Genomic DNA, 18426 nt, shown 5'->3' on the forward strand with positions numbered 1-18426 from the left:
TGTCGGTACTAGTTTACGGCCTCCGCGGAATCGCCCCGAGCATCATGCCGCAGGGTCAGCCCGGACAACATCCACAGGACGCCACTGATGATGGCCCCGCCGCCGGCCACGCCGAGGAGCGCGTGCGCACCAAGGCCGATGAAGAACGGCAGCGCGATCGCCGTGCCCAGCCCGATCACGCCGGAGGCGATCCAGTCCCGGGCCAGGACGGAACGTCCGCGGCCCGGAACGCCCGCGAGCAGCTCCGCAACACCGGCAACGCCGAGACCGATTGCGGCGATCGTTCCGAAGACGAGGGAGCCGGGGATCATGGCCACGGCTGCACCGGCCCCGGCCAGGACGGCCCCGCCGGCGGAGAGGATCCTGCCCGCACGTTCCCGCGGACGGTACCCGGACTTCGTCACCGTCCAGATCAGCACCACACCGGTGGCCAGCAGGTACAGGCCGCCAGCCCAGCCCATACCCGCCTCGGATGGCGCGGCCCAGAACACGGTCACCGCGCCAAACACGAGCGCAACGGCAGCCCTGACCAGCACGGGCTTCCAGAGGTCGGCCGCGGCGCGGATGGCAGGGGTCGCGTCAGGCGCTGCGGGAAGAGTCACCCGTCCAGTTTAGTGCGAAGCCGGCACTGCGCGCGCCGGGACCAGGACGCCAGCCGGCGGAGGTCCGGCGGCGGGCGGCGTCGGCCGGCGGTTCCCGGCCGGTCCGGCTCACCGCGCGCCGAGGACCATCCAGCGGTCCGTCCGCGCCCGAAGGCCCAGTGTCAGCGCCCGCGCCGCCATGTAGCCCAGGGAGAAGGCAGCCCAGAGCCACAGCAGCGCCGCGCCGCCGCCCGCGCCGGAGTGCCACACCGCCAGCAGCAGGGGAAGATAGGCCGCGAGATTCACGACGCCGGCGATCGCGAGATAGCGGGCGTCGCCCGCTCCGATGAGGACGCCGTCGAGGACGAAGACGTAGCCGGCGACCGGCTGGCCCGCGGCGAGGACCCACAGGGCGAGCGTAAGCGCCGCCCGGACCTCGGCGTCGGACGTGAAGAGGGCGCCCGCCCACGGCGCGGCCGCCGCGAGGAGGATCCCGGTCAGGGCACCAAAGCCGAGTCCCCACCGCGTCATCGTGCGCGTCAGCGCCCGGACGGCGCCGGGCCGGGCCGCCCCGAGTTCCTTGCCGATCAGGGCCTGGGCCGCGATCGCCAGGGCGTCCAGGGCGAAGGCGAAGAACGTGAAGATGGTCATTGCCAGCTGGTGCGCGGCAAGATTGACGGGACCCTGGGCCGTCACCACCACTACCGTGGCAAGAATCGCGATGCGCAGGCTGAGCGTGCGCAGCATGAGCCAGGAGCCGACCTTGGTCAGGGCCCGGATCCCGCGCCAGTCCGGCAGCAGGGACACCCCGTGGTTGCGGGCGTTGCGCCGGACGATCAGCACGTACACGGCCGCCATGGCCCATTGCGCGATGCTCGTGCCCACGGCGGAACCTGTCACGGACCAGCCCAGCCCGTAGACGAGGAACAGGTTCAGCACGATGTTCAGCGTGAATCCGGCAGCGGCGACGGCCAAGGGGGTCCGGGTGTCCTGAAGCCCGCGCAGCACGCCGGTGCCCGCGAAGATGAGCAGCATCGCCACCAGGCCCGGCATGGACCCGCGCAGGTAGTCCATGGCATACCCGTGCACCTCGCCGCGGGCACCCATCAGGTCCAGGAGGGGCCCGGCGGCCAGGAATCCGACGGTCGCCAGGACGATGCCCAGCAGGAGCGCCAGCCAGATGCCGTCCCGTCCGGCAGCGAGGGCTTTTGCGAGCTGGCCGTTGCCGATGGCCCGCGCGACCGCCGGCGTCGTGGAGTACGCGAGGAACACCATGAGTCCCACGGCCGTGTGGAGGACCGCCGATGCGAGCCCGACGCCGGCCAGTTCGGCCACTCCGAGGTGGCCCACGATTGCCGAATCCGCGAGCAGGAACAGCGGTTCGGCAATGAGGGCGCCGAAGGCCGGCACCGCCAGGCGGAGGATTTCCCGGCGGTGCCCCGTGGACGGAGGCAGGGTCTTGGGCAGGGAAGGGGAGGCAGGCACGGCTTAACCCTAGCGGGGTGCACGCGACGTCGCCCGGCGTCATTTAGTTGACATTTCAACTAAATTGGGGAACCCTTAAGTTGAAAGTACAACTTCCTCGCTGCTTCGGCCCGTTCCGCAGTTTGGAGACTCCGCTTTTTGCGGATCCCATCATTTCGCCCCGGCCGACGCGGCGGCCCACACGAGAAAAGGCCCCCATGAACCAGCCCGCACTGACCACCTCCGCACGAACCGTCCTGCGCGTTATTACGGGATTCCTGTTCGCGGCCCACGGCTGGCAGAAATTCAACGAATTCACCATCGCCGGCACCCAGGCTGCCTTCACCCAGATGGGCGTCCCGGCGGCCCAGGCGGTGGCCCCCGTCGTCGCGACCCTCGAACTCGTCGGCGGCGTCGCACTGATCCTGGGCGTGCTCACCCGCGTGTTCGCCGCCCTCCTCGCACTGGACATGCTCGGCGCCCTCTTCCTGGTCCACGCCTCCGCCGGCGTTTTCGTCGCCACCGGCGGCTACGAGCTGGTGCTGATCCTGGCGGCCGCCGCTCTGGCCGTGGCCCTCGTTGGCGCCGGCACGGTCTCTGTGGACAAGGCGCTCTTTGGCCGTAGCGGATCCCGGCTCCGCGTCCTCGCCTAAGGCGTTTTTCCCGGCACCTTTCAGCGCTCCCGGCGGGCGGTCACCTCACGGTGGCCGCCCGCCGTCGCATGTCACCGGCTTCGTATGCCGGCGGTTCGCATGCCGCGGCTTATGGCGTCCCGGACAGCGATTGTGTCGCCGGCCCACGGCTCCCGGCCGGCCCTTCAGTAAACTCACAGCATGAGCGAGAACGCGCCCAATTCCGTGACCCTGCGCTTCCTGGCGGCCCCCACCGACGTCGGCCACAGCGGTTCGGTCGACGCCGGCACCGTGCTGGAGTGGGTGGACAAGGCGGCCTACGCGGCCGCCGTCGGCTGGGCAAAGTCCTATTGCGTAACGGCCTACGTGGGAAACATCCACTTCGCAGATCCGGTCAACAGCGGTGACATGGTGGAGGTCGAGGCCACGATCGTCTACACAGGGCGGTCCTCTATGCACATCCGCACCGTGGTGTCCTCGAGCGATCCCAAGGGCGGACCCGCCACCATGCGGAGTCAGTGCATCGTGATCTTCGTGGCCGTGGGCGCAGACGGCAAGCCCATACCGGTGCCGCAGTTTGAACCCGCGACGCCGGCAGAAATCGAGCAGCGGGACGACGCGCTGGCCCGGATCAAGGTCCGCGAAGAGATCGTCCAAGCCATGAGCGAGCAGGAATACACCGATGCCGGCACGGCCGAACGCGTGGTGCTGCGGTTCATGGCGGCGCCCACGGACGTGAACTGGGGCGGCAAGGTCCACGGCGGAATCGTTATGAAGTGGATCGATGAGGCCGCGTACGTCTGCGCCTCCCGGTACTGCGGGAAGGACACCGTCGCCGTGTTCTCCGGCGGCGTGCGGTTCTACCGTCCGTTGCTGATCGGCCACGTCGTGGAAGTGGAGGCCCGGCTGGTGTACACCGGCACGAAAGGCATGCACATCGCCGTGCACGTCCGTTCGGGAGACCCCAAGGGACGCGAGCTGAACCTCACCACGTACTGCCTGACGGTCATGGTGGCCCGCGACGAGACGGGCACTTCGGTCCCGATCCCGCAGTGGGTTCCGGTCTCCGACGAAGACAAGCGGCTGCACGCCCATGCCCGCGAACTGTTGGAAATCCGCGGCCGGGCCCCCGGGAACCGGCTGCCCAACCATCTGCTCGCGGCAGGCGGCAGCTAGGTCCTGGCCGGGCCAGCCGGGCGGGCCGGCTAGAAGCCGCCGCCACCGCCGGCGTCGGCCGCCATGTTGGCAAACCGCGAGTAGTGGCCCTGGAAGGCCACAACAATGTCTTTCGTGGGGCCGTTACGGTGCTTGGCGATCAGGATGTCCGCCTCGCCGGCGCGCGGGGACTCTTTGTCGTAAACATCTTCACGGTGCAGCAAGATCACCATGTCGGCATCCTGCTCGATGGAGCCGGATTCACGCAGATCCGAGACCATGGGCCGCTTGTCCTGGCGCTGCTCCGAGCCACGGTTGAGCTGCGACAGTGCGATCACGGGGACCTGGAGTTCCTTGGCCAGGAGCTTCAGCGCACGGGAGAACTCGGAGACTTCCTGCTGACGGGATTCCACCTTCTTGCCCGAGCTCATCAACTGCAGGTAGTCCAGGATCACGAGCTTGAGGTCATGCTGCTGTTTCAGGCGCCGGCACTTGGCCCGGATTTCCATAAGCGACATGTTGGGGCTGTCATCGATGAACAGCGGGGCATCGTTCATGCGGCCCATCGTGGTGGCGATTTTGGACCACTGCTCGTCTTTGATGGTGCCCTTGCGGAGGTCTTGAAGGCCGATCGTGGCCTCGGCGGACAGCAGGCGCATGGCGATCTCGTTGCGGCCCATTTCGAGGGAAAACATGACGGTGGCGAGGTTGTTCTTGATGGCGGCCGAGCGGGCGAAGTCCAGCGCGAACGTGGATTTTCCGACGGCGGGGCGCGCGGCGATGACGATCATCTGGCCGGGATGCAGGCCGTGGGTCAGTTCATCGAGCTCGTAGAAGCCGGTGGGGACACCCACCATGCCCTCGCCGCGGTGTCCCGAGGCCTCGATCTCGTCCACCGTGGACTCCATGACGTCCTTGAGGACCACATAGTCCTCGGCGGTACGGCGTTCGGCGACGGCGTAGACCTCGGCCTGGGCCTGGTTGACGAGGTCCTCCACCTCGCCGTCCTGCCCGTAGCCGAGCTGGACTATCTTGGTGCCGGCGTTGACAAGGCGGCGCAGCACCGCGCGTTCGCCCACGATTTCGGCGTAGTATCCGGCGTTGGCGGCGGTGGGGACCGTCTGGATGAGTTCGTGCAGGTAGGCGGGTCCACCGATCCTGTTGATTTCCCCGCGTTTGGTCAGCTCGTCCGAGACCGTCACGGCATCGGCAGGTTCACCGCGGCCGTAGAGGTCAATGATGGCCTCGTAGATGGTTTCGTGTGCCGGACGGTAGAAGTCCTGGCCGCGCAGGATCTCGACGACGTCGGCGATGGCGTCCTTGGAAAGCATCATGCCACCCAGGACTGACTGCTCCGCGGGAATGTCCTGCGGGGGCTTGCGGCTGCCCTCGGCTCCCCGCGTACCCTCGACTGAGTCCAGATGCGTAACTGACAAAACTGCCGTCCTTCATTGTGTGCCGCGGCGGATATCCTTTCGCCGCGGCGCGTAAGCGCTGTGCGGTGATGCCCAGCTGCCCTGATGCCTAACTGCTGCGGTGCCCACCCGCTGTGGTGACGCCCAACTGCTGGGGTGCCCAGCGGCTGTTATGCCCAACTGCTGCGATTCCAAACTGCTGCGATTCCAAACTGCTGCGATTCCAAACTGCGGTGATTCCCAACAGCATTGCCTGGCGCCACCCAATTCGTATCAGTCAGCTCCGACAATTCGCGCCGGTCCTCCCTGCGCGGTTATCCACAGCACTGGTGCGGCCGTACGCCGCCGGGATCCCGGGGCGGGTTTCCTCAATGGGCACCGCCCGGCGACCGAAGGATTTCCGCTTCCAAAGCCCGATGTCCTGCAACGTTATCCCCCGATCGGGCAGGCACCAACCCGGACGGTGCGCCGCCCTGTGGATAACCTGTGCACTAGTGGCAGATGCTTGTGCACAGTCTGTGGGTAGAGCTGTGGATAGAAAAAAAGTTGAGTCTGTAATCCGTTCTTGACCTGCGGAAACATTGGATTCATCTTGTGGACACAAAACAATTTTTGCCAAGGTTCATCCACAGCCTGCACCTTGCGGCTGGGGATACGCCGCGGCATGGGAGGCCACATTCGCGGCCTGATGCAAGCATTTTGTGAGCGGACTCACGCCATTGGGGAGGATTGAGGTGGAGTTGACGCGGGCCGCGGCGCACTGTAGACGGGGTGCAGAACATGCTGTGGATAACCGCAATCTGGCATAAGCTCTAACCATGGGCGATGTACTGATAGTCATGTTGCCTGCCCTCATTCTGGCGGCGGTGCTCTGGGCGGTCACCACGGCACTGAAACCGCGGAATTTCGGTATCTCAGATGCCGAGCGCTACCAGCGGGAACTGGCAGTAAAGTCCCAGGCCCACTATGCCGCGCAAGTCGAGGCTGCCGTGGCCGCCCGAGCCCGGATTGAAGCGACCACGCGCCCAAGCCAGAACTCCCAGCAGCAGTCGCAACAAGAGGACCATGCCCGCTCAGCGCTGCTCTCCCGGAACGCCTCGGCCCCTGCAGGGACGCGGCACGGAGACCCCCTGCTCGCCGTCGGACACCTCAGTCCCCAGCTCCTCCAGGAGCTGCAGTCGCTGGCCCGCAGCGGCCATAAGATCAAGGCCACCCGGCTGCTTCGGCAGTCGACGCACTCAGACCTCAAGACCGCCAAGAATTATGTAGATCGGCTGTAGCACATGGAAGCACTGCTCATCCCTGTCCTGATCCTGGTGCTCGTGGCCGCTGGCGTGCTGCTGGCGGTCCGGGCATGGAGCCGCCGCGGCCAGCGCTCCCGACCCGAGGCCATGCCACAGCCCGACCCCGACTCCGCGGAGCTCGCCCGGGCGGCGGCCGCCAAGCTCAACCAGGAGCAACACAGGCGGCTGTACGCACTGATCGCGCAGGGACAGGCCATGGCGGCCATCAAGGTGTACCTCGAAGCCACGGGAGAGGGCCTCCGGGCGTCCCGCGACGCTGTCGCGGCTCTAGCGGCCCACCCCCAGCCGTTCCGTGCCCCAGAGGCCGTCAAGGAGCCGGCCCCGGACGAGGACGAGGTGCCGCAGCGGTTTTCGTACCGCTACCGCGCGATCGCGAGCAAGGGCGACGTCACGCGCGAGGTGAGCAGCAACATGCTCAATGACGAGATCTACGGGAGAATCCGCACCCTGGCAAAGAGCGGCGACACCGAGGCAGCGGCGACCGCACTGACCCGACACTCGGATATTTCCATGAAGCAGGCCAGAGAGTTTATCGCTCTGCTCGACGACTGATCACGGACAGCTCGAAGAGGCCCGGATTGCCCGGCCTGTAGACGCTACCGCTGGCCGGAGATCCCGGCGAGCAGCTGCTCAAACGGCAGGGACTCCAGCATGGCCGGCTTCTGCTGCGACCCTGAGTCCTGGAGCAGGCGGACGAGCTCCCCTGCCGCCCGATCCACACGCACGGACAGCGGCGAGCCGCCGTCGTCGTTGTTTCCCCAATCCTGGGGACCGGCGAAGACCGCGGTGGCCGCGATCCGGGTCCGAAGGTAGGTGAACAGCGGCCGCATCGCGAAGTCCAGCACCATCTGGTGCCGGTCCGTGCCGGCGGTGGCACCGAGGAGAACCGCCTTGCCCTCCAGCGCCTTGGGATCGAGCACGTCGATGAAGGACTTGAATAACCCGCTGTAGGACGCGCTGAACACCGGGCTGACGGCGATGACGCCGTCGGAGGCCTCGACGCCGGAGATCACGTCGGCCAGCCGCGGAGCTGCATAGCCGGTCACGAAGTTGTTGGCGATGTCCACGGCGAGGTCCCGCAGTTCCACGACCTCGATGTCCACGGCGTAGCCGGCCGCAGCAAGCTGCCGCCCGGCCGAAGCCGCCAGCTGATCCGCCAGCAGTCGGCTCGACGAGGGGACGCCGAGTCCGGCGGAGATAACGGTGATACGGCGGGTTTCCACGGAGTGCTCCTAAGTTGAATCAGGTCAGCAATGCTGATACATGCATTTGCATCTACCTACACAAGAGGCTGCCGCATGGATTTATTCCCGCCCCCGTTGCGCCATCATTCCTGGTCCCTAAGAGGGGGGAATAACAACCGCAGCTGATGGCGCAACGGCTCAGAGCATGACCCATCCCTCGATGCAGCTCGTGGAATCTCCGCCCACCCAGATGTCCTCACCGGCGGCCTCGACGTAGATCCGGCCGGCGCGACCCAAGACTGTCCCCTGCGCCGCGACGTAGGCCTCCGGAGCACGTCCGCTGCGGATCAGCCACTGGGCCGCGCCGGCGTTGAAGCTGCCCGTGACGGGGTCTTCCGCGGCGGCGTCCCCCGGAACGAAGGTGCGCACCTCGAAGTCGACGGCGGATCCGGCCCGGTGCCGCCCGATGACGCCCACCTTGAGCCCGGCCATCGCCGCATAGTCCGGGCGGATGCCCAGCACCTGTTCTGCCGATTCCAGCAGCACACCGATCCAGTCCGGGCCGTTGACCAGCCACGACGCATCCAGCAGGGCTTCCAGGGGCAGCCCCAGGCCGGCGGCGATACGCCCCAGGTCTTCCTCCGCCACCGCTCCCGAGCGGGTCAGCGGCGGGGCCGCGAACGCGAGGCGTCCGGCGTCGCGCTTCACCCTCACCAGTCCGGCACCGCATTCCTGGACCACCACATCGTCCTGCTGCGGGATGCCGCCCGCCTCAAGCCAGGCGTGCGCCGAGCCCAGGGTGGGATGGCCGGCAAAGGGAAACTCTTCGCTGCCGGTGAAGATCCGCACCCGGTAGTCGGCGTCGGGGTGCGTGGGCGGCAGCAGAAACGCGGTCTCCGCAAGATTGGTCCAGTTGGCGAACTGCTGCATTGTCCCTGCCGCGAGCCCCTCGGCGTCGACGACGACGGCCAGCGGGTTTCCGCGGTACGGCTCGGCGGAGAAAACGTCGACCTGGTTGATGGGACGAAGGCGGGGCGACGCGGCGGGATCAGGGTTCACCGCAGCAGGCTAGCATCAGCGCCCCCCAATAGGGGCCGTAAGTGACCCGCGTTGACGTTAAAGCAGAAGGCCCCCGCTGTCGGATCCTCAGAGGGATCCGACAGCGGGGGCCTTCCGGCAGTCCGGGACTGCCTAGCCGGGGAGGCGAGTAGTCGAAAAGACTACTTGCCTGCGACGACGTCGCGTTCGATCACAGCGGAAACGTCGTCGTGCAGACGGACGTTTGCCTGGTAGGAACCGGTCGACTTGATGTGTGCCGGCAGTTCAACCTTGCGCTTGTCGATGCGGCCCAGGCCAGCGGCCTCAACAGCGTCGGCCACGTCGCCCTGCTTGACGGTGCCGAACAGGCGTCCGGTTGCGCCAGCCTTGACGACCAGCTTGACCGGCTTGGCGGAGAGTGCAGCGGCCTGCTTCTGAGCGTCTTCCAGGGAAGCGTGCTCGCGGGCAACGCGGGCAGCCTTGATGGACTCAACCTGCTTCTCGCCACCCTTGGACCAGGTCAGGGCGAAGTTGCGGGGCAGCAGGTAGTTACGTGCGTAACCGTCCTTGACCTCGACAACATCGCCAGCAGCACCGAGACCGGTTACTTCGTGGGTCAGAATGAGCTTTGCCATGTTAGTTAATCCCTTCCTTAGCCGCGGCCAGCGCCGGAGTAAGGCAGCAGAGCAACTTCGCGGGCGTTCTTGATTGCCTGGGCGATCTTGCGCTGTTCCTGCACCGTGACGCCAGTGACGCGACGGGCGCGGATCTTTCCGCGGTCGGAGATGAACTTGCGCAGCAATGCTACGTCCTTGTAGTCGATGACAGTGATGTCAGCGGCCTTCAAGGGGTTGGACTTTGGTTTGGGCTTACGGAGTTCAGCCTTAGCCATCGTGGAGCTCCTATTCGATGGAGCCCGTGGATATTGATCCACGGGATGGTGGTGATCCGGCGCAGTCTGCACCCGGCCGCCTTGCGGCGTCCCGGCGGCTTTCGTTGCCGGACCTTAAATGTTGTTTAGAAGGGAGGTTCGGAATCCGGGCCGTTGCCCCAGCCGCCGCCTGCATTGCTGACCCCGGGCGTGGCCCAGGGGTCTTCCTGCGCTGCGGGCTGGTTGCCGCCCCAGTTTCCACCGGCGTTGCCGCCCTGGTTTCCACCAGAGTTGCCACCGAAACCGCCGCTGTTGCCGCCGCCGAAGCCGCCCTGTCCACCCGGAGCGCCGGAGCGCTGGGTGCGGTTGACCTTGGCATTGGCGTAGCGCAGGCTCGGGCCGATTTCATCGACCTCGAGCTCGATAACGGTGCGCTTCTCGCCTTCTTTGGTTTCGTAGGAACGGCTCTTCAGCCGGCCGGAGACGATCACGCGCATGCCCTTGGTCAGGGATTCGGCGACGTTTTCGGCTGCTTCACGCCAGACCGACGCGCGGAGGAACAGGGTTTCCCCGTCCTTCCACTCATTGGACTGCCGATCGAAGGTACGGGGAGTAGAAGCGATGGTGAAATTCGCTACGGCCGAACCGGACGGTGTGAACCTGAGTTCGGGGTCACTGGTGAGATTACCGATGACCGTGATAGTGGTTTCGCCTGCCATCTACTGCCTCCTTGTGCGTTCCTGCGGGGATGAAGATTGAAGGTTGACCGCTGAATTACTCAGCAACAACTTTCTGCTCTTCAGGGCGGGTGATCTTGGTGCGCATGATGGTCTCGTTGAGACTCAGCTGGCGGTCAAGTTCCTTGGCGGTAGCCGGCTCAGCGGTGAAGTTCACCACGGCGTAGATACCTTCGGACTTCTTCTGGATTTCGTAAGCCAGGCGACGACGGCCCCAGATGTCAACCTTTTCGATGGTTCCACCATCGTTGGTGATGACGTTCAGGAACTTCTGAAGCGACGGCTCAACGGCACGCTCTTCGACCTCGGGGTCGATGATTACCATCAATTCGTAAGGACGCATATGTGAACCCACCTCCTTTGGGCTAAGCGGTTACGGCATTTCCGTAACAGGAGGTTCATTTGCGGTGCCGTGCGATGCCCGGCCACCGGAACGGAGGCAGGGCGCAGCACAGACTTCAATATCTTAGTGCATCGCGGCTTGTTTCGGCGATTCCTAACGGGTCAACGCTAGCCCGGGCGCCCCGCGGCGGGAACAGGGTAGGACCCTCATGTGGAAAACCGCCGCGCGGCCGGGGGTCGGGAAGCCGGCCGGTGGTCTGTGTCATGATCTGAAAATGGACACCGACTCCGACACCGACCCCGCAGCCGCGCTGCCGCCGGTCCGCCGCAGCCGGCTTCGCTTCGCCGTCATGGTGCTGGTGGGGCTCCTCGCCGCCGCGGCAACAGGGATGGCAGGGCACTGGGTGGAAGCCCCGGCGGTCGGATGGGGCTGCGCCGCGGCCTGCTATGTGGTCTGGGTCTGGCTGGTCGTGGGCCGGCTGGGCCCCGCCGAAACCCGGGCTCACGCCACGGCGGAGGACCCGTCCCGCAGCGTCACCGACCTGCTGATCCTGGCCACGAATGCGGCGAGCCTTGTGGCGGTGGTCGCCGTCGTCATCGATTCACACAGCAGCGACAACGCGGCGCGCCTCGGCGGCGGGGTCCTGGCCCTGGCAACTGTGGCGCTGTCCTGGCTGCTGGTCCAGACCCTGTTCACACTGCGGTACGCGGAGCTCTACTACAGCACGGAGTCACGTGGGGGCGGGGCCGTTGGCGGGATCGACTTCAATCAGGACGGACCCCCGCAGTACACGGATTTCGCGTACCTCGCCACGAGCCTCGGGATGACCTACCAGGTCTCGGATACCGCGCTGAAAAACCATGGCGTGCGTGCCGAGGCGCTCAAGCACAGCCTGTTGTCCTACGTTTTTGGGACCATCATCCTGGCCGCCACACTCAACCTCGTGGTCGGGCTGACCTCCTAACCCTCGTGCTGATTGGGGTCGGCGGCGGCGCATCCGGCCCGCTGGCGAGAGCCCGTTGGGATGGTGACCACTGCTCCGTCCAAGTATTTTCCAAACCGCCTTACGCACCCGCCGGCGTTCCGCTACGCATCTTTCGACGCGCCTCTACCCGATTATGGATTTTCCCTAGAACTCCGTTGAATTCCCGCGTTAGATTGGCGGCAACGCAGTCAATGGGCAGGTCTTTCGTCACTCTGAAAAGCGTGGATGCCCCGGCTGACGGATTGGTCTGAAAAGAATTACGCCAGTTGGGTCTCCACCATCTCCATCGGAAATGAAAAGAGCCCTAGCTGATCGGTCTTTGGGGGACGAGCGGGGGATTCATGGTTTTGTTCGGCCGCACCAAGGAAATCGACCGCGTCCTTGCCCTGATCCGAAGCCCTCGCGAGTCGGCGATGACAGTCACGGGAGGCCACGGAAGCGGCAAGTCGTCACTTCTCGCGGAGATCCCGAAGCTGCATGAGTATCGCTCTGTCCTTTTCCGCGCCAATCCTTCCGAGTCAAGTTGGCCCTTTTCCGGCCTTACCGCGCTGCTCAACGGAATTGACGACCCGGCGCTGGCGCCCCTCACCGACTATGTGGCCACGTCACCGCGCGGAAACCTCGACGCCGCGGACATTTCAACGATGCTCCTCTCCGCTCTCCGGCAATGGTCCGCGGACCGGACGGTTGTGGTAATTGACGACGCCGAGCAACTCGACCCTGCCAGCCAGACCGTCCTCGGCTTCCTGGCTCGCCGCCTTGCAGGAACAGGACTGGTGCTCATTGCGAGCATGCGCGGCGAGGCGCCGGAGAGTCCGTTTGCCCGGCTGGCCACTCTTCAATTGGAGAATTTGAGCCTCAGCGACGCTGTACGAATGCTCGAAGCCATAACGCCCGGAGTGGGCAGCACAGCAGTAATCCACGCTGTTGCAACGGCTACTCACGGCAATCCGTTGGCATCGATCAACCTCTACAATCAGCTGATTCGGCGTCAACTGCAGGGGCAATACGCCCTCCCTGTCCCCTTGCACTGGAACGGAAGCTTCGAGTCTGATCTGGCGGCATCGATTTCGGCGTTCTCGCCACGAGGACGGCGGGCACTTGACCTCCTTTCTCTTTCTTACCGGAGCAGCGCCGCTCTTCTGGAGGAAATGCCCGGGGACCTATGGGCGGGCGTGGATGAAATTGTCTCCGCCGGAATAGCCGTCCGAACCGGTTCGCACCTCAGCATTCAGAACCAAATGCTGCGCGCGCACGTCTTCTCGGCGATGCAACCTGCGGAAAGAACCGCATATCACCACGCGTTGGCGGCAGTCGCCGAAAAAGCGGATCGCCTGGCCTGGCCGTGGCACTTGAGCTACACCCCGGCCGTGCGCCGGGACACGTCTTTCACCCTGCTCCGCCACGCCATTGAACTTGTGCGGGCGGAGGAGACACAATCCGCGGTCGAGTACATCGAGCGGGCCCTCACCATCAATCCCTGGGAGGCAGAGACGGCTGCCAGGCTAGGCACAATCGCCGAAGTGCTGTTCAGTAGGGGTGAATTCGTTCATTCGAAACGCTACTTGGACTGGGCACAACGGATCACTAAAAACCGTGCGCTGACGCTGCGCCTCACTGGGCTCGACTTCCAGATGGAGTTGATGAAGGGCAATTCCGTGCGGCCGAGCATGATGCTTCGGCTCATTAAGGAATTCGGGCATCATGATCCGGGGTTCTCCGCCTGCCTCCTCTCCATCGGCGCCCTGCACATGGCCGAGCGCTGGCAGGTCGAGGACGCCGAGCAACTGTTGGAGTATGCGGAACATTTCCTGGGCGAAGCGTCCGGCGAAGCCCTGGCCGTGAACCAGCGCGCAAGACTTCTTGCCGGCGCCGTGAAAGGGAGCGTTGATCAGATCTCCCGAGCGGCCGACGGCGGCGCCCACAGTTCCCCGGCATCGTTGCTGCTCAAGGGGCGTGCTCTGACATATGCCGAGAACTACGAGGGGGCCCGCGACCTTTTTTCCCTTGTTCGGAACTTGAGCGTGGCCAGCGATGCGAATTGGAGCGAGACGGCACGGTACTTCGCGGCGGACAACGAAATCCGCGCAGGTAACTTTCGTTCCGCCATTGCACTCATAGACGAAATTGCCAGTTCAGCAACTAGCCAGCAGTATCACCGCGGGATGTGCAACAACTTTCTGCTCTGGCGGGCCTATTCAGTGGGGGACCTGGTGGCGGCCCGAGATTGTCTTGCCCCGGCGCAAGAGTTTGTCAGCGCCGACGTGCCGCCGCCGGCAGCAGCGCAGCTCTTCGCGTGCCAGGGGCATTTTGCGCTGATGCGGGGCGACCTTGAGGAGGCCTGCACCTTCCTGTCGAGGGCTGTCGAAATTGGAGTCGGTTTCGGTAACCCGGCCCTTCTTCGCTGCGAGGCCGACCTGGTGGAGGTGCTGGTCCGGACGGGCCACAGACGCGAGGCCGCCCGAGTTCTCACCGGGATGGAGTACCGGGCCGCGGGTCTGAGGTCCCGCTGGCTGCGGATGGCCATCTCCCGATCGCGGGCCTTGGTCGCGGAGGGAGATCATTCTCTGGAGCTCTTCGTTCAGGCCCTGAATTCCTGGCAAAAGGATGATTCCTTGTTCGAACGGGCCAGGACGCTTCTCTGCTATGCCGAGCGGCTGGAGACTTCCGGCAGGCACAAGGACGCCAGGAACGCTCTGCTGAAGTCAAAGGCGCTGTTCGAAGAGGCGGGAGCCGCGTCGTGGACACAGGCAGTGGACGCGATGCTGCTCGGCGACCACCTGCGGGATGTCCCGGAGATCCACGGTCCGGCGCTGCCGCTGCTATCGGACCAGGAGCGCGAGCTTGTCCAGCTCGTCGCCCGGGGCCGGCGCAACAAGGAAATTGCTGCGTCTCTGTTCGTATCCGTCCGGACGGTCGAAGTTCGCCTCACTGCGATATATCGGAAGCTCGGGGTCCAGTCACGTTCCCAACTGACGTGCCTTGTATCTACCGGAGGCACAGTTCCCTTACCAGAGCTGGCCCGCGAGCCATCTATCCTGGCCGTCTAGGGATGCGCCCGCTCCCTGCGCCCCGTGTCCTACCCGGAGCGGGCTCGCGACATCCACAATCCCGCAGATCCCGCATACTTCACCCGCCCGGGCCACATGGAGCCGCCGATTTCGGTTCCTTACCCTCCGTCAGCGCTAGTTTTTCCGTAGGCACACAGTGCGAACTCTTGAACCGGGTCGAGGTGACCGGCAACCGTCGGATGGATCCGCAAAAGAATCGGCGCCGCGCCGCGTAGGTCCGGCGAGAGAGAAGGTGGGGGATGGCGTTTTGGCCAGCGGTACGTCGGGAAAGGCAACCCGGCAGACATCGAGCGGCTTCCGGCGCGGAGCGCCGCTTCGCACGGGCCGCGGCCACCCACCCCAGATTCAATCCGGCCCCTACCGGCCGGATTGCCGGGTCCGTTGCTGCACAACGGACCCGCGAACAGGAGCTGGCGGCATCCGGAGCTGACGGAACCCGCGTCCGGATGCTGCCAGCCAACGTCACGCCCGTGTCTACTCAGCGGGCTCGGCATCCCCGCGCCGGCGTCCTGAGCAGCGGGCGGGGTGTGACCAGGTGAGTGAGCTCGTGCTGATCGCCGCCACCGGCCTGGGCCGTGAGGTGCTGGCAACCGTTCGAAGCAACGGACGCTACGACGTCGTCGGGTTCCTCGACGACGACGCGATGGTCGGCACCGACGTGGACGGAGCGCCCGTCCTGGGAGCCATCGACGACTCGGGCCAGTACACGCACGCTTTCTTTCTGGTCTGCATGGATTCCGGCCGTCCACGCGAGGCCGTAGTCGAACGGCTGAGTGCCCTCGGCATCGGCAGTAACCGCTATGCCACCGTGCTGGACCCGTCGGTCCGGATGCCTGAAGGATGCCGTATCGGGCGGGGAAGCATCCTGTTGCAGAACGTGACTCTGACCGCCTCTGTCACCCTGGGTTCGCACGTGGTGGCCATGCCCGGGGTCACGTTCACCCACGACGACGTCGTGGCAGACTTCGCAACGTTCGCCGCCGGTACGACACTCGGCGGAGGGGTCCGGATAGGACGTGCTGCCCACCTCGGCATGAATTCCAGTGTGCGGGAACGGACGTCGATCGGCGCGTACGCGACGGTCGGCATGGGTGCCGCCGTCTTGAACGATGTCCCCAACGGCGAAACGTGGGTGGGAGTCCCGGCGCATCCGGTCGACCGGGGGGAATTTAGCGGAGTGCCGGGGCAGCTGTGAACCGGGGCGCGGTCCGGACGCCTTTCAGCTTTTCGGTGCGCTTCCGGTCAGGGTGAAGACCGAGTTCGGTCCGACCGTCAGGTTCGCTATCCCCCCGGCCAGCAGAGCGCCATCGGCGGCCGCCATGTCACGCTCGGGGTCGGTGGAAAACATCGAAAGGTGCACGCTCCCGCTCAGTCCCGGAAGCCGCACCGTCACCTTCACCGCTGAGTCGGAATTGTTCCGCCCGAAAACCGAGACGCGCCCTGAGGCGGGGTCCTGGAACGCCACTACTTCCACACTTTCGTCGCCGGACGACGCCCCAATGCGGACAGAATTGCGTGGCACGTAGCGGATCAATTGTCGGAGGACGTAGTAGGACTTGCGTGGGCTGTAAGTACGCTTGTCCGGGTCGTAGGCGAGGAGGCCCCAATAGCCGGTGCTTTCGTGGTGCTCGTAATAGCCGTCCCACGCGTCATATTGCATGAGTCCTGCGGCGCCCTCCTGGAGGAGCTTGATCGCCAGGGAGGCTGTTTGCGCGGCGGATGACCAGTCGGCGGGGTTCGGTGAGCCGGTGTCGCAGCCCGGACAGGGCCCGGAGAATTCAGTGACCCAATAGTCCAGCACCGGACGGGAGGATTTGGCCAGCGCCTCCGCGGCACCTCCGGAGCTCCCGTCGTAACTGTGGATTCCGAAATGCGCCATCCGGGACATGACCAGGGGATCCGCGTCCAGTGCCTGAAGGTATTCAGAGCTTGCCTTGGGCGCGGACGCGGTGTCGGGTCCGACGAGCCGCATGTTCCCGAGGCCCAAACCGTCCAAACGGACCACAAGTTTGTGGAGGAGCCGCACGTATTGTTCCGGTCCCACCTTGGGTCCTTCGATCCCGTTCCAGTCAGTCTCGTTCATGGGGCTGAGCAAGGTGAAGTCCAGTTTCCGGACATTCCGTCCGTAGGCGACCATGGAAGCAATCATGCGGACCCATTGGTCTTCGTCCGACGCGTTGATGTGGTCCCCACCCATCCACTGCGGCACGCCTCCCATGACGTTAACCATGACCTGCTGTCCGGGCTTGGACGAGATGTACTCGATCGTGTTCCACAGATCGGCCATCTTGCCGTGTTCATAGATCGGTGTGTAGCGGGCCCAATCAATAGTGGCCGGATCTGACGGGTCCCTATCCGTGACCCAATCGGCCTTGTCAATGATCACGCGCCAATTGACCTCACCCAGGTCAGCAATCATGTCTATCGCCGGCCGGAGCCTGCCGTTGTCCCAGCTGTGCACGTTCGCATTCACCCCCAGGCCCGAGACCGTCTGGAAGTGGTCAGGAACGTCGGAACTGGGGTGCTGCGGCACGGCAGGGCCGCTGGACGTCTCCTGGGACGGAACGGCCCGCCCATCGTTGGCGAGGGTGCCCGAACACGCGGTCATCAGCGCCATGCACCCCACGACCATAGCCGCCAAGAATCGTTCAGCGGTTCTCATGTGCGTGCCACCTTTCCGTTGCCGACTACGGGCTGAAGATGACGTCAACCCAGTAGTTGGTGTTGTTGTAGCTGTCGGTGGGGAACACCGTCGAGGTGCCGTACCGGTAAACGCCGTTGGCTCCGTCGGTGCCCGACGCGAGGCCATGCAAGGGCGCCTTGTCAGCGGCGGAACTGAAGTAGCCGCTGTTGGCGGAATAGGACCCGTTCGGGGCGTAGTAGGACACCACATAGGTGGTGTTCGCCGAGACCGGCACCGGCGTGGAGAACGCCGCCTCCTGCCAGCCCGAGGCCGTTTCCCCCGTGAACGTCACCGACGCCAGGAGCGTCCCGGTCGCCGTCCACAAATGCCCGGTATGGGTTCCCGTGTTCGCGCCGTCCTTGAAGAACCGGACCCCCGTGACCGTCCCCGCCACATCCGCACGGAACTTCATCCCCACCTCCACGGCGTTCGGGTCATTGGCCGCCAGGGTCGCAGGCACCGACGTCGGATTGAACACGCTGCACGGACACGACGACGGAGCCGCCGCCGTCGTGAACGACCACGAATACGCCGCCATGGTCTGCCCCGCCGCGTTCGTCGCACCGCTGACCGTAACCCCGTATGTGGTGCTGAACGCCAGGGCACCCCCCGGAGTAAACGTCGCGGTCCTGCCCGCCGCGTCATACCCGACCGTACCGGCCACCGAAACATTGCCCGCGTCCTTCACGGTGAACACCACCGACGACGCCGTCACCGCCTGATCAAACGTCGCCGACGGATTGACCCCTGTGTCGACAGCTGACGCACTGTTCGCCGGCGACACCGAGGAAACAACAGGCGCCGTGTTCGAGGCGGTGGTGGCCAGAACGACGTCGACCCAGTAGTTGGTGTTGTTGTAGCTGTCGGTGGGGAACACCGTCGAGGTGCCGTACCGGTAAACGCCGTTGGCTCCGTCGGTGCCCGACGCGAGGCCATGCAAGGGCGCCTTGTCAGCGGCGGAAC

18 protein-coding genes are annotated in these 18426 nt (G+C 65.2%); 7 read left to right on the plus strand and 11 right to left on the minus strand.

The window, feature by feature from the left end; translation table 11 throughout:
• Positions 1 to 8: 8 nt before the first annotated feature.
• Both C9424_RS10380 and C9424_RS10385 read right to left on the minus strand, forming a co-directional pair.
• Positions 9 to 602 carry a hypothetical protein gene (locus C9424_RS10380; RefSeq protein WP_175460364.1) on the minus strand — a complete coding sequence of 198 codons (594 nt, stop codon included), beginning with the start codon at positions 600 to 602 and terminating at the stop codon, positions 9 to 11.
• A 108-nt stretch (positions 603 to 710) separates the two neighbouring features.
• Positions 711 to 2066 carry an MATE family efflux transporter gene (locus tag C9424_RS10385; protein ID WP_237563396.1) on the minus strand — a complete coding sequence of 452 codons (1356 nt, stop codon included), beginning with the start codon at positions 2064 to 2066 and terminating at the stop codon, positions 711 to 713.
• Between the two features lie 197 nt (positions 2067 to 2263).
• Here C9424_RS10385 and C9424_RS10390 point away from each other — a divergent pair, with 197 nt between their 5' ends.
• Both C9424_RS10390 and C9424_RS10395 read left to right on the plus strand, forming a co-directional pair.
• Positions 2264 to 2698 (plus strand): DoxX family protein, encoded by a 435-nt coding sequence (locus tag C9424_RS10390; RefSeq protein ID WP_116766767.1) that lies wholly within the window; start codon positions 2264 to 2266, stop codon positions 2696 to 2698.
• 180 nt (positions 2699 to 2878) lie between these two features.
• A complete protein-coding gene (locus C9424_RS10395) occupies positions 2879 to 3853 on the plus strand; it encodes an acyl-CoA thioesterase (protein ID WP_116766768.1) in 975 nt (324 codons plus the stop codon).
• A gap of 29 nt (positions 3854 to 3882) precedes the next feature.
• Here the strand turns inward: C9424_RS10395 and dnaB are convergent, their stop codons facing one another.
• Entirely contained in the window at positions 3883 to 5268 is a 1386-nt protein-coding gene (gene dnaB / locus C9424_RS10400) for a replicative DNA helicase (protein WP_018775337.1), read from the minus strand.
• Between the two features lie 797 nt (positions 5269 to 6065).
• Here dnaB and C9424_RS10405 point away from each other — a divergent pair.
• Complete coding sequence (locus C9424_RS10405) at positions 6066 to 6527, plus strand: hypothetical protein (RefSeq protein ID WP_116766769.1); 462 nt, start codon at positions 6066 to 6068, stop codon at positions 6525 to 6527.
• Positions 6528 to 6530: 3 nt separating this feature from the next.
• Positions 6531 to 7103, plus strand: coding sequence for a hypothetical protein (locus C9424_RS10410; protein ID WP_116766770.1), 573 nt, complete (start codon positions 6531 to 6533; stop codon positions 7101 to 7103).
• A 44-nt stretch (positions 7104 to 7147) separates the two neighbouring features.
• Here C9424_RS10410 and C9424_RS10415 read toward each other — a convergent pair whose 3' ends face one another.
• From C9424_RS10415 to rpsF, 6 genes are all read right to left on the minus strand, one after another.
• Positions 7148 to 7774, minus strand: a complete 627-nt coding sequence (locus C9424_RS10415; RefSeq protein ID WP_116766771.1) for an FMN reductase — start codon at positions 7772 to 7774, stop codon at positions 7148 to 7150.
• A gap of 159 nt (positions 7775 to 7933) precedes the next feature.
• The gene (locus C9424_RS10420; RefSeq protein ID WP_116766772.1) at positions 7934 to 8794 is read right to left on the minus strand and encodes a PhzF family phenazine biosynthesis protein; all 861 of its coding nucleotides are present in this window, start codon (positions 8792 to 8794) and stop codon (positions 7934 to 7936) included.
• Positions 8795 to 8955: 161 nt separating this feature from the next.
• The gene (rplI, locus tag C9424_RS10425) at positions 8956 to 9408 is read right to left on the minus strand and encodes a 50S ribosomal protein L9 (protein WP_116766773.1); all 453 of its coding nucleotides are present in this window, start codon (positions 9406 to 9408) and stop codon (positions 8956 to 8958) included.
• Between the two features lie 17 nt (positions 9409 to 9425).
• Positions 9426 to 9665, minus strand: coding sequence for a 30S ribosomal protein S18 (gene rpsR, locus C9424_RS10430; RefSeq protein WP_003800144.1), 240 nt, complete (start codon positions 9663 to 9665; stop codon positions 9426 to 9428).
• 125 nt (positions 9666 to 9790) lie between these two features.
• Positions 9791 to 10363: a single-stranded DNA-binding protein gene (locus C9424_RS10435; protein WP_116766774.1), complete on the minus strand. Its 573-nt coding sequence runs from the start codon at positions 10361 to 10363 to the stop codon at positions 9791 to 9793.
• Positions 10364 to 10418: 55 nt separating this feature from the next.
• Positions 10419 to 10724: a 30S ribosomal protein S6 gene (gene rpsF / locus C9424_RS10440; RefSeq protein WP_026266755.1), complete on the minus strand. Its 306-nt coding sequence runs from the start codon at positions 10722 to 10724 to the stop codon at positions 10419 to 10421.
• 274 nt (positions 10725 to 10998) lie between these two features.
• On the opposite strand from rpsF, the gene C9424_RS10445 reads away from it, so the two are divergent.
• The 3 genes from C9424_RS10445 (at position 10999) to C9424_RS10455 (ending at position 15975) form a co-directional block, all read left to right on the plus strand.
• The gene (locus C9424_RS10445) at positions 10999 to 11688 is read left to right on the plus strand and encodes a DUF1345 domain-containing protein (protein ID WP_116766775.1); all 690 of its coding nucleotides are present in this window, start codon (positions 10999 to 11001) and stop codon (positions 11686 to 11688) included.
• 362 nt (positions 11689 to 12050) lie between these two features.
• On the plus strand, positions 12051 to 14759 hold the full coding sequence (locus tag C9424_RS10450; protein ID WP_116766776.1) for a helix-turn-helix transcriptional regulator: 2709 nt from the start codon (positions 12051 to 12053) through the stop codon (positions 14757 to 14759).
• A 556-nt stretch (positions 14760 to 15315) separates the two neighbouring features.
• Positions 15316 to 15975: a NeuD/PglB/VioB family sugar acetyltransferase gene (locus tag C9424_RS10455; RefSeq protein ID WP_116766777.1), complete on the plus strand. Its 660-nt coding sequence runs from the start codon at positions 15316 to 15318 to the stop codon at positions 15973 to 15975.
• 24 nt (positions 15976 to 15999) lie between these two features.
• Here the strand turns inward: C9424_RS10455 and C9424_RS10460 are convergent, their stop codons facing one another.
• Together C9424_RS10460 and C9424_RS10465 are read right to left on the minus strand one after the other, a co-directional pair.
• Positions 16000 to 17442, minus strand: coding sequence for a glycoside hydrolase family 30 beta sandwich domain-containing protein (locus C9424_RS10460; protein WP_161958218.1), 1443 nt, complete (start codon positions 17440 to 17442; stop codon positions 16000 to 16002).
• A gap of 25 nt (positions 17443 to 17467) precedes the next feature.
• Positions 17468 to 18426, minus strand: a 959-nt coding sequence (locus tag C9424_RS10465) for a DUF4082 domain-containing protein (RefSeq protein WP_116766797.1), incomplete at its 5' end; no start/stop codon positions are given.

The sequence above is a fragment of the Arthrobacter sp. H-02-3 genome, assembly GCF_003097355.1.
In the GTDB taxonomy this organism is placed as follows: Bacteria; Actinomycetota; Actinomycetes; order Actinomycetales; family Micrococcaceae; genus Arthrobacter; species Arthrobacter humicola.